The sequence below is a fragment of the Streptomyces sp. Inha503 genome (genome assembly GCF_047215865.1).
GTDB lineage: Bacteria > Actinomycetota > Actinomycetes > Streptomycetales > Streptomycetaceae > Streptomyces > Streptomyces lycopersici.
In genome coordinates this window covers 6,717,687-6,729,400 of sequence record NZ_CP178360.1, presented here as the reverse complement: position 1 = coordinate 6,729,400, position 11,714 = coordinate 6,717,687, and the positions used below count along the sequence as shown (strand labels likewise).

Sequence of the window (11,714 nt, the reverse complement as noted above, 5' to 3'; positions counted from 1 at the left end):
AACAGACCTGAGTCGACAGGGCTCAAGTTTTATATGAGGCTTACGCCCAAGCGGTCACGGAAGAGGCGGAGGAGGGACCAAGTGAAGGAGGGGAGGGGCCAAGTGAGCGACACAGATCACCAGCTCGTCGACTACATGGGTGCCCGTCCGGGCGGGTAATCTCGGTCAAGCCACATTAAGTTACTGCTTAGTAATCGAGTACTGCTTAGTAATCCAGCTCTCGCAGGTTCGAGGAGCCCCTTATGCAACTCGCCGCGATCATCGTGTCGCTGGTCCTCACCGCGGTCGGCGTTGCCCTGCTCGGCCGGGCCGTCGCACAGTTCGTGCGCTTCTTCAAGCTCGGCGCGCCGGTCCCGGCAGGGGCCAGGACCGACAATCCCTGGCAGCGCAGCGTGACCCTGGTCAGGGAGTTCCTCGCGCACACGCGCATGAACAAGTGGGGCGTCATCGGCGTCGCCCACTGGTTCGTGGCGATCGGCTTCCTGACCCTGCCACCGACCATCATCAACGCCTATGGCCAGCTCTTCCAGGCGGACTGGACGCTGCCGGTCCTCGGCGGCTTCCTCCCCTACGAGCTGTATATCGAGTTCATCGGCACGATGACCACGCTGGGCATCCTGACGCTGATGGCGATCCGGCTGCTGAACCTGCCCAGCCGGGCCGGCCGCAAGTCCCGGTTCGCGGGATCCACCGCCTGGCAGGCGTACTTCGTCGAGTACGTCATCCTCATCATCGGTCTGGCGATCATGGCGCTGCGCGGCACCGAGGGCGCACTGCACCACGTCGACCATTACGAGCCCGCGTACTTCGCCTCGTATCCGCTGGTCCAGCTCTTCGACGGGCTCAGCGTGGACACGGTGCAGAACCTGACCTACTTCTTCGCGATGATCAAGCTGGGCACGACCATGATCTGGATGATCACGGTCAGCACCAACCTCGACATGAGCATCGCCTGGCACCGCTTCCTCGCCTTCCCCAACATCTGGTTCAAGCGGAACGCGGACGGCGAGGTCGCGCTCGGCGCGCTCCAGCCGATGGTGAGCGAGGGCAAGCCGATCGACTTCGAGGACCCGGACGAGGACGCCCAGTTCGGTGTCTCGCAGATCGAGCACTTCTCCTGGAAGGGCATCCTCGACTTCTCCACCTGCACCGAATGCGGCCGCTGCCAGTCGCAGTGCCCCGCGTGGAACACCGGCAAGCCGCTCTCGCCCAAGCTGCTGATCATGGCGCTGCGCGACCACAGCCACGCCAAGGCCCCGTATCTGCTCGCCGGTGGCGGCAAGACGGCGGAGGGCGAGGAGAAGGCGAGCGAGGAGCAGCTCGCCGAGGTGCCCGCGGCCGCGCTGGCGGAGGCCGAGCGCCCGCTGATCGGGACGCTGGAAGAGAACGGCGTCATCGATCCCGATGTGCTGTGGTCCTGCACCACCTGCGGTGCGTGTGTCGAGCAGTGCCCGGTGGACATCGAGCACGTCGACCACATCGTGGACATGCGCCGCTACCAGGTGATGATCGAGTCCTCGTTCCCGTCCGAGGCGGGCACGATGCTCAAGAACCTGGAGAAGAAGGGCAACCCCTGGGGGCTGGCCAAGAAGCAGCGGCTGGCGTGGACCAAGGAAGTCGACTTCGAGGTGCCGGTCGTCGGCAAGGACATCGAGGACCTCACCGAGGTCGACTACCTGTACTGGGTCGGCTGCGCGGGCGCCCTGGAGGACCGGGCCAAGAAGACCACCAAGGCCTTCGCGGAGCTGCTGCACATCGCGGGCGTCAAGTTCGCGATCATGGGCGGCGACGAGGCGTGCACCGGTGACTCCGCCCGCCGCCTGGGCAATGAGTTCCTCTTCCAGCAGCTCGGCCAGCAGAACGTCGAGATGCTGAACATGGCCTTCGGCGAGGACGACGAAGACGAATCGTCGAAGAAGCCGAAGTCATCGAAGAAGATCGTCGCGACCTGCCCGCACTGCTTCAACACGATCGCCAACGAATACCCGCAGCTGGGCGGCGAGTTCGAGGTCATCCACCACACCCAGCTGCTCCAGCACCTCATCGACGAGGGCAAGCTGGTCCCGGTCACCCCGGTCGAGGGTCTGATCACCTACCACGACCCCTGCTACCTCGGCCGCCACAACAAGGTCTACACCCCGCCGCGCGAGATCATCGCCAAGGTGCCGGGGCTGCGGAACGAGGAGATGCACCGCCACAAGGAGCGCGGCTTCTGCTGTGGCGCGGGCGGCGCCCGGATGTGGATGGAGGAGCGGATCGGCAAGCGCATCAACAACGAGCGCGTGGACGAGGCGCTGTCCCTCAACCCGGACATCGTCTCCACCGCCTGCCCGTTCTGCCTGGTGATGCTGACCGACTCCGTCAACGGCAAGAAGAACGACGGCAAGGTCAGCGAGGCGCTCCAGGTCGTGGACGTGGCGCAGCTGCTCCTGGACTCGGTGAAGACCCCCGCCGAGCCGGAGGGCGACGGCGAGTCGACCGAGGCCCCGGAGCCCGCGCCGGTGAAGTGACGCCCCCGCGTCGGCCATGACGAGGCCCGCCCGCGCACTGCGCGGGCGGGCCTCGCTTCGTACGTCTACGGTCGCGGCTTGCCGTTCTTCGACAGCGGCAGCGCCTGCTCGGTCCAGATGACCTTGCCGTCAGCGGTGTAGCGGGTGCCCCAGCGGTCGGCGAACTGCGAGACCAGGAAGAGCCCCCGGCCGCCCTCGTCCGTCGTCCCCGCGTACCGCAGATGCGGGGAGGTGCTGCTGGAGTCGAAGACCTCGCAGATCAGGCTGCGGTCGCAGAGCAGCCGTACCCGGATCGGGCCGGTCGCGTAGCGGATCGCGTTGGTGATCAGCTCGCTGAGGATGAGCTCGGTCGTGAACGCGACATCGCCCAGGTCCCACTCCGCGAGCTTCCGGGCCACCGCGGCACGCACCCCGGCCACCCGCGCCGGATCGGACGGCACCTCCCAGTCAGCGGTCAGACCGGGCTCCAGCACCCTCGTACGGGCCACGATGAGCGCGATGTCATCGCTCGGGCGATCGGGCAGCAGCGCGTCCAGCACCGCCGTACAGGCGTCCTCAGGCGTCCGGCCGGGGTGGGCGAGGGCGCCGCGCAACATCTCCAGACCGGTGTCGATGTCCCGGTCGCGCTTCTCGATCAGCCCGTCCGTATAGAGCACCAGATGGCTGCCCTCGGGCAGCTCCAGCTGCGCCGTCTCGAACGGCAACCCGCCCAGGCCCAGCGGCGGCCCCGCGGGCAGGTCCAGGAACTCCACCGAGCCGTCCGGACGCACCAGCGCGGGCGGCGGATGACCGGCCCGCGCCATCGTGCAACGCCGCGTCACCGGATCGTAGATCGCGTACAGACACGTCGCCCCGGTGATCCCCTCACTGCCACCCCCGCCGGCGCTGCCGTCGCCGTCCGGCCCACCAGGACCCTCGTCCTGGTCAATCCGGGCGATCAAATCGTCCAGGTGAGAGAGGATCTCATCGGGCGGAAGGTCGAGCGTGGAGAAGTTGTGCACCGCCGTCCGCAACCGCCCCATCGTCGCCGCCGCGTGCAAGCCGTGACCCACCACATCCCCCACCACCAGCGCCACCCGCGCCCCCGGCAGCGGAATGACGTCAAACCAGTCACCCCCGACGCCGGACTCCGCCGGGAGATAGCGGTACGCCACATCCAGCGCGTTCTGCTCCGGCAGCATCCGGGGCAGCAGGCTGCGCTGGAGGGTCACCGCCATGGTGTGCTCGCGGGTGTAGCGACGGGCGTTGTCGATGCTGACGGCGGCCCGGGTGACCAGCTCCTCCGCGAGGGAGACGTCGTCCTCCTCGAAGGGTTCCGGCTTCTCCGCGCGCATGAAGCTGGCCACGCCAAGGACGACGCCCCGGGCCCGCAGCGGGACCGTGATCATCGAATGGATGCCGTAGTCCACGATCCGGCGGGCGTGCTCGGGGTCCTGCTCCTGCCAGCCGCCGAAGTCGCCCAGGACCGGCTCGACCGTGACCGCCCCGCTGCGGAAGCCCCGGGCCTGGGGCGCGCTCGGACCGAACTCGATCAGCATGCCGAGCGGGTAGAGCGGGCCGTCGTCGCGGATGCCGCTGAGGGCCGTACGGCGCAGGACCGTACGGCCGCCGTCCGCGGCCGCCACGGCGGCCCACGAGCCCGCATCCGGGCCGCCGAGGCCCGAGACCCCGTCCGGGGGCTCCTCGCCGCGCAGCACCGAGTCCGCGAGGTCCACCGAGACGTAGTCGGCGAACCGGGCCACCGCGTACTCCGCCAGCTCCTGGGCGGTGCGCACCACGTCCAGCGTGGTGCCGATGGAGACGCCCGCGTCGTAGAGCAGCTTGAGGCGGTTGCGCGCGAGGTCGACCTTGCCGGACAGCGCGCGCAGCTCCGTGGTGTCGCGCAGGGTGGCGACGCTGCCGGGCGGGCCGCCGTCGCGGTCGGTGGGGCGGTGGCTGACGGACAGCAGCCGCTCACCCGCCGTATGGACCTCGTCGGTGGCGGGGCGCCCGGACGCCAGCAGCGCGGCGGTGTGCGGATCGAAGCCGAGCTCGGACACCAGGCGGCCCTCGGCGTCCGGCGGGAGGTCGAAGAGCCGGCGCGCCTCATCGTTGGCCAGCACCAGGCGTCCGTCGCCGCCCACGATCAGCACGCCCTCGCGGACCGAGTGCAGCACCGCGTCATGGTGCTCGTACATCCGCGTCATCTCGGACGGGTCCAGCCCGTGGGTCTGGCGCCGCAGCCGCCTGCTGACCAGGGCCGTGCCCGCCGTGGCGAGCGCCATGGCGGCCGCGGCCGCGCCGAACAGCAACGGCAGCTGGTGGTCGGCGGCGCCGCTCACCTTCTTGATCGTGATACCGGCCGCGACCAGGCCGACGACCTTCCCCTGGGCGTCCTTGACGGGCACCACGGACCGTACCGACAGGCCGAGCGTGCCGGTGAAGGTCTCCTGGACCGTCCGGCCCTCGGCCGCCGGGCGGATGCTGCCCATGAAGTGCTTGCCGATCCGGGCCGGGTTGGGGTGGGTGTAGCGGATCCCCTGCGGCGTCATGGCCACGACGAAATCGACCCCGGAGCCCTTACGGGCCCGCTCGGCGAGCGGCTGGAGCACGGCGCTGGGATCGTGGCCGCGCAGCGCGCTCACCATGCCCGGCGCGTTCGCGAAGCTCTCGGCGACCGCCATGGACCGGTTACGGGCCTCCCGCTCGCTGTCGTAGCGGGACTGGAGAACGAGCGCCACGACGGCGGCGACGACCAGCAGCAGCACGACGCCGACCTGGAGGACGAAGACCTGCCCGGCCACGGTGCGCACGCCGCGCACCGGGCTCCAGCGGGGCCGCCGCCCATAGCCGCGGCCGTGGGGACCGCGGCCGTTGGGACCGCGGCCGTGGGGATCGCCGGGACCGCCGCCGGGGCCGGAGCCGGGGCCCGGTCCACGGCCGCTCCAGCTGGTGCGCACCGGCGGCCTCCCAGACGGGCTCAGCCGGGCGTACGCGCTCTGCCGACCCTGCGGACCCCAGCGGTCATGGGGGCCCGGCGGGCCCTGCGGATCGGCTTGGTCGCGCTGACCTCGCTGATCCCGCTGATCGCGCTGACCTCGCCGGTCTCGCTCGTCTCGCTGGCCTCGCTGGTCCTGTCGGTCCTGTCGGTCCCGCGTGTCCTGCTGAACGCGCCGCCCACGTCGCTCCCATGCCGAGCGGGGCCCCTCACGCCGACCGCGTGGGCGCCAGTCGGTCATCGTGCGGGCCAGCGGAACCCGTGGTCGACCGAAAAGTCCGGCCATGTCGCTATTTTTAGCACCCTCGCTCAGCGGCAGGCGAGCGGCGTCCTCCGCCGCTGGCCGAGCACTCCCGTCCGACATCGCGACTACACCCCGCCCGCGCCCTCTTCCACCGGTCTCGTCGCCTCACCCGTCATCCGCACACCGTGCGTTAAGCACATGGTTGCCCCCGTTTTTCCGCATCGAAGTTCCCCGCCGGACGTACCGATACTGGCCGTGAAGTATCCCTTCTCACAACGACGTTGCGAATTCCCTACAGGATCATGCCCAACGCGACATCCGTAAATGTCCTGGACGGCCCTTGTGCTCCAAAGGTCATCTTTACAGTCAAGCGGACTGATCGATCCCGCATCCGCCGGAAAGATCACCGAGGCACGGCCCGCCGGAGCGCCAGGCATCACCCTCGTAACGAAGTGCCGTGCCCCATGGCCTCAGCCGCCCTGATGGGTTGAGGTGGCCCGATGACGCCAGCACCTCCCCCCACAGCACCACCCGGCCGCGTCCCGGGCCCCCACCGCCGCTCCCTCCCCCGCATCCCCCGCGTCTCCCCCGCCTCAGCCGCCTCTGCCGTCACTTCCCTCACCACCGCCGTCGCCGCCGGTACGGCCTGTCTGGCGCTGCTGCTCACCGCCTGCGGCCCCGACGACGGCGCACGGGGCGAGCGCGACGGCTCCGCCACCGGGTCCGTCATCACCCCCACCGCGACCGCACCCGTCCCCCACGGCAAGGGCAGCCGGCTGCCGGACGACGTCAACGGCGACGGCTACCCCGATCTGCGCGTCCCCGTCCCGTCCGCCAAAGGGGGGCTGCCCAGCCGGATCGCCTTCGTCCACGGCTCGTCCCACGGCCTGAATCCCGCCACCCGCACCGTGCTCCGCCACCGCGACCTCGGCCTGCCGTCCCAGGACGTCACCGTCGCGGGCGCGACCGAGGTGGCGACGGCGGACCTCGACGGCGACGGCTACGCCGACGTCACCACCACGGCGGGCGAGGCGCTCGGCAAGCAGGAGACCGAACGCACCCAGGCCACCGTCCGTACCGTCCCCTACATCTCCTGGGGCGGCCCCGGCGGCCCCCAGGGCACCCGCTCCGCCGCCCGCGTCCAGCTGACCGGCCCGGACGACGGCGTGGACGCCCAGCGCCCCACCGTCGGCGACTTCAACGGCGACGGCCACCACGACCTGGCCCTGGTCCGCGCGGACCGGCACTCGCTGCTGGTGCTGTACGGACCGTTCAACCGGGCGGGCAAGGCCGCCCGGACCGTGCCGTACGCGAGCCCGCTGGAGGGGCACGGCGAGATCGGCGATCTCATCGCCGACACGATCGCGGACACCGCCGACGGCCACCGCGCCACCGATCTGGTGGTGCACGCGCTCAACGACAACGACCAGTCCGGCTCCACCCTCCTCGCCGCCGGGTCCCACGGCCTCGGCCACACGGGCCGCAGACTGCGCGAGGGCAACTCGATCGCCTTCGGCGACTTCGACGGCGACGGCCGCCGCGATGTCGCGGTCGGCGACAGCGGCACCCGTAACGACGAGCCGGGCGTGGAGACGGAGCGGCCGGACATCGGCAAGACGGTGAGCGTCTACCACAAGGGGGCGGCGCGGACGTCCGGTTCGGTTCCGCGCCCCCTCAGGGTGCCCGGCATGTCGGGCACCCTGGCCGCCGCCGATACGAATGGCGACGGCACCGATGAACTGGCCGTCTCGCTCGGGCGGGGCGGCGTCGAGCTGCTCACCCTGCGGGGCTCCCACCCCACCACGACCCGGGTCGCCGGGCGCCATCTGCTGACCCGCGCGGCACCAGCCGTCGTGGACGGCAAGACCATCCGTAAGGGCGAGCGCGCGGCCCGGCTCTACGGCGTCGCGGACTTCGATCACGACGGTAAGGACGAGGTCGTCCTGGCGTGGGGCCCCGGTCTGGCCTTCTCGCGGTACGGCGAACGTCCCGAGTGGTGGTGGATCACGGACGGCACGGCCGACAAGACGGCCTTCAGCAGCAAGCCGTTCGCGGCGGACACGAACTAGGACGCGGCCCAGGAGGCGAACTAGAACGCGGACAGGACGGGCGAACGCAGGGCCAACGCCGGGGTCAAACCAGCCGCCCCCACCCATCACCGGGGGAAAACCCATAAGGGACCCCCTAGGGGATGTCACAGCTCGGCCGCAATGCCCGGTCCGCCCACACAGCTCCCGCACCCGGCCCGCGACGACCGGGTACGTTCGAATGGTGGCTGGATTCAGGATCGGACGCGGACGGGACTCCCACTCCGCGCAACAAGGGCAGCGGCAGCGGCCGCCGCAGCCGCCGTACGGACAGAACGACCCGTACGGCGGTCAGCAGCAGCCGCAGTGGCAGCAGCCCTCCTCACAGGGAGAGCCGGAGTATTTCGGCGGCCAGGACCCGCACTACGGCCCCGGGCCCGGGCAGGGCCCCGGCCCCGGAGGCTACGGCCAGGGGCAGAGACCGTACGGACCGGGCGGCGGCAACTACGCCGACAACAACTCGGGCCATACACAGCAGTTCAGCGTCGGCGAGGCGCCCGACGCGTACGACCCGTACGGCCAGGGCCCCGGTTCGTACGACGACGGCTACGGCGGGCAGACATACCGCACCGGCTCCTCCACGGCCCCGCCCGCCGGCCCCCGGCTGCACTGGCAACAGCTGCTGAGCGGCATCGTGCTGCGCCCGTCGGCCACCTTCTGGCAGATGCGGGACTACGCGGTGTGGGGCCCGGCGCTGATCGTGACCTTCGTCTACGGTCTGCTGGCGGTCTTCAGCTTCGATGACGCCCGTAAGGACGTCCTCAACGCCCCCATGTCCAACAGCATCCCGTGGGTGCTCACCGCGGGCGTCGCCATGCTGATCAGTGGACTGATCCTGGGCGCCGTCACCCACACCCTCGCCCGCCAGCTGGGCGGCGACGGCACCTGGGCGCCGACCATCGGCCTGTCGATGCTGATCATGTCGATCACGGACGCGCCGCGGCTGGTGTTCGCGCTCTTCCTGGGCGGGGACAGCTCGCTGGTGAAGGTGCTGGGCTGGGTGACCTGGCTGGCGGCGGGCGCGCTCTTCACCTCGATGGTGAGCAAGTCGCACGACCTGCCGTGGCAGAAGGCACTGGGCGCGTCGGCGCTCCAGCTGATCGCGCTGCTGAGCCTGCTGAAGCTGGGAACGCTGTGAAGCGGAGAACGCCGTAAAGCCCGCACCACAGCCCCACAGCCCGCACGACCAAGGGGCCCGCACAGGCGGGCCCCTCATCTACGCGCCATCAGCGCATCCACGCGCCATCGCCACCGGTATCAGGCGTCCCGCACTTGCCCCTCCCGCCGCACGACGGGCGGTTCCACGCTCCACGGGAAGTTGATCCACTGATCGGTGCGCTGCCAGACGTACTCGCACTTCACCAGCGACTGCGACTTCTCGTAGATCACCGCGCTGCGCACCTCGGCGACCGTGCCGAGGCAGAAGTCCCGGACCAGCTTCAGCGTCTTGCCGGTGTCCGCCACGTCATCGGCGATCAGCACCTTCTTGTCGGAGAAGTCGATCACGTTGGGCACGGGCGCGAGCATCACGGGCATGTCGAGGGTGGTCCCCACGCCCGTGTAGAACTCCACGTTCACCAGGTGGATGTTCTTGCAGTCGAGCGCGTAGGCCAGCCCACCGGCCACGAAGACCCCGCCGCGGGCTATGGAGAGCACGACGTCGGGCTCATAGCCGTCACCGGCGACCTTCTCCGCCAGCTCACGGACCGCGCCCCCGAACCGCTCATACGTAAGGTTCTCGCGCTCCTCACCCACGCCGCTCACACCTTCGTCCGGTGGAAGCTCTGGAACGACCGCGAGGGCGTCGGCCCGCGCTGCCCCTGATAGCGGGAGCCGTAACGGGCGGAACCGTAAGGATGCTCCGCGGGCGACGTCAGCCGGAACATGCACAGCTGCCCGATCTTCATCCCCGGCCAGAGCTTGATCGGCAACGTCGCGACATTCGACAGCTCGAGCGTGACATGCCCGGAGAACCCCGGGTCGATGAACCCCGCCGTGGAGTGCGTCAGCAGCCCCAGCCGCCCGAGGCTCGACTTCCCCTCGAGCCTCGATGCGATGTCATCCGGCAACGTCACGACCTCGTACGTCGAGGCGAGCACGAACTCCCCCGGATGCAGGATGAACGCGTCCTCACCCTCAGGCTCCACCAGCCGCGTCAGATCGGGCTGCTCCACCGCCGGGTCGATATGCGGATAGCGGTGGTTCTCGAACACCCGGAAGAACCGGTCCAGCCTTACATCGATACTCGACGGCTGCACCATCGCCGGATCGTACGGATCAATCCGCACCCGCCCGGCGTCGATCTCGGCCCGGATGTCCTTGTCTGAGAGAAGCACCTGAAGAGGATACGCACATCACAGGTACCCCCACGGCACAGGCCCGGTCCCACCGGACCGGGCCCGCACCCTGCGACTTCATCAGCTACCGCTCACCGCTTATCGGCTCCCACCGGCACCGCGTGCCGAAGCCGAGCGCAACGCGGACACCGCAGCAACCGGCCGGGGCCGATGCGATCGACGGTGAGGTGCTGCATCGGGAACGAGGAGGTGCTGAACACATGCCCTTCAGCACAACGGACGACGGTGCGCTCCATTGAGTCCCTTCCCCAAGAACGTGGACGGCGTGGACGACAAAAGCCACATTAGGGGATCAACCACCCACCACTCCACGCGGCACTCCGCACCCCCACCGTACGCCCAACTCCCGCACCCCAACAGCCGCTTCCACCCCATGGACACCCCCGAAAATCCACCCCAAAACCACCCCAAGCCCCCCTCAAAACACCCCCGAACCCACCCCACCTCACCCCCCGCCTCGGCCCCGTCTCGACCCCGACCGGACCCCGAACAGCACGAAGACCCCACGACGAATGCGCCGGGGGTCAGCCATGGGGTAAAGTGTCCGACGATGCGGCGCCGAGATCAGGCGCCTCTCGCGGGTGTAGTTTAATGGTAGAACATGAGCTTCCCAAGCTCAGAGCGCGGGTTCGATTCCCGTCACCCGCTCCAGCACAAAGCCCCAGGCCAGCAGCCCGGGGCTTGTTTGTTGTCTAGACCTCTCTAGGCGTCCTGCACCAGATCCGCACCAGAAGGCTTGGCGCCGCCCTGCTCAGCGCCCTTCTGCCGGTCGGCACGCACCAGAGCGTCGATCCCGGCCGCCACCTCCTTCTGTCGCTCCAGAGGCGAGTGCTGATAGATGAGCGCGGCCCGCGTGGACGACTGCCCGGCGCGCACCATGGTGTCCTTGAGCGTCGCGCCGGACTGAGTCGAGAGGGTGTGCCCGGTGTGACGAAGATCGTAGAAACGGAAGTTCTCCGGGAGCCCGACCTTGGTCCGAGCCTTCCGCCACTTCCACCCGAACGTCGACCGCCGGAACGGGGCGCCCTTCTCGCCAACAAAGAGCAGCCCGTTCGGCTCCTTCTCGGCGAACCACTTCACATGCCGCTCCAGGTCCTTCCGCATGAAGCCGGGCAACACGATGAACCGCTTCCCCGCCTCGGACTTCGTATCGCCCACCACCCGCCGGCCGGTTGTCAGCTCGGGAGCCGCACGGCGCACCCACACACCGACCGTTTCGAGGCGGCTCGCTCCGCTCACCGCGCGCGGCCCGGCCCCCGGCCGGGCCTGCGCTCCTGTCTCCGCCCCGCTCCAGCCCGGCCGGTGTCCGTACCGCGCTCACAGCAGGCAGCCGCCTGATGTCAGAGAATGGGGTACATCGTGGCTGGGGCGGTCGGCTCCACGGCTTTAGGCACCTCCCCGGTCCGGGTCCCGCGTCGGGCAGGCCACCGCCCAAACCCGCTCCGCCGACCTTTCGGGGAAGAGGTCGCAAGTAGACTCTTATAAGGCAAACTTGAGTCAAAACAGATCCCTGAGCGTGGACGAGGGGGCCCTGGGTTG

The 11,714-nt window shown here is 69.6% G+C and carries 6 protein-coding genes, 1 tRNA gene and 1 pseudogene; 4 read left to right on the top strand and 4 right to left on the bottom strand.

Translation table 11 applies throughout. The annotated features are described in order from the left end of the window. Positions 1-242: 242 nt before the first annotated feature. Positions 243-2,510, top strand: coding sequence for a (Fe-S)-binding protein (locus ACJX2R_RS28125; RefSeq protein WP_413102432.1), 2,268 nt, complete (start codon positions 243-245; stop codon positions 2,508-2,510). Positions 2,511-2,575: 65 nt separating this feature from the next. Here the strand turns inward: ACJX2R_RS28125 and ACJX2R_RS28120 are convergent, their stop codons facing one another. After that, positions 2,576-5,449, bottom strand: coding sequence for a SpoIIE family protein phosphatase (locus ACJX2R_RS28120; RefSeq protein WP_413102431.1), 2,874 nt, complete (start codon positions 5,447-5,449; stop codon positions 2,576-2,578). A gap of 782 nt (positions 5,450-6,231) precedes the next feature. Between ACJX2R_RS28120 and ACJX2R_RS28115 the strand changes: the two genes are divergently transcribed. Beyond that, a complete protein-coding gene (locus ACJX2R_RS28115; RefSeq protein ID WP_413102430.1) occupies positions 6,232-7,800 on the top strand; it encodes a VCBS repeat-containing protein in 1,569 nt (522 codons plus the stop codon). Positions 7,801-7,999: 199 nt separating this feature from the next. Next, positions 8,000-8,956: a Yip1 family protein gene (locus ACJX2R_RS28110; RefSeq protein WP_413102429.1), complete on the top strand. Its 957-nt coding sequence runs from the start codon at positions 8,000-8,002 to the stop codon at positions 8,954-8,956. A gap of 119 nt (positions 8,957-9,075) precedes the next feature. Here ACJX2R_RS28110 and ACJX2R_RS28105 read toward each other — a convergent pair whose 3' ends face one another. Further along, entirely contained in the window at positions 9,076-9,573 is a 498-nt protein-coding gene (locus tag ACJX2R_RS28105) for a phosphoribosyltransferase (RefSeq protein WP_413102428.1), read from the bottom strand. A 5-nt stretch (positions 9,574-9,578) separates the two neighbouring features. Beyond that, positions 9,579-10,154: a dCTP deaminase gene (dcd, locus tag ACJX2R_RS28100; protein ID WP_037954192.1), complete on the bottom strand. Its 576-nt coding sequence runs from the start codon at positions 10,152-10,154 to the stop codon at positions 9,579-9,581. Positions 10,155-10,752: 598 nt separating this feature from the next. On the opposite strand from dcd, the gene ACJX2R_RS28095 reads away from it, so the two are divergent. After that, positions 10,753-10,826 (top strand) — tRNA-Gly (locus ACJX2R_RS28095). Between the two features lie 51 nt (positions 10,827-10,877). On the opposite strand, the pseudogene ACJX2R_RS28090 reads toward ACJX2R_RS28095, so the two are convergent. Beyond that, positions 10,878-11,375 (bottom strand): annotated as a pseudogene (locus tag ACJX2R_RS28090) (tyrosine-type recombinase/integrase); the annotation flags it as partial. Positions 11,376-11,714: the final 339 nt, after the last annotated feature.

Excerpts from the sequence above, each read along its gene's own strand:
- ACJX2R_RS28125 (WP_413102432.1), top strand. The coding sequence starts at position 243 with ATGCAACTCGCCGCGATCATCGTGTCGCTGGTCCTCACCGCGGTCGGC.
- ACJX2R_RS28115 (WP_413102430.1), top strand. The coding sequence starts at position 6,232 with ATGACGCCAGCACCTCCCCCCACAGCACCACCCGGCCGCGTCCCGGGC.
- ACJX2R_RS28110 (WP_413102429.1), top strand. The coding sequence starts at position 8,000 with ATGGTGGCTGGATTCAGGATCGGACGCGGACGGGACTCCCACTCCGCG.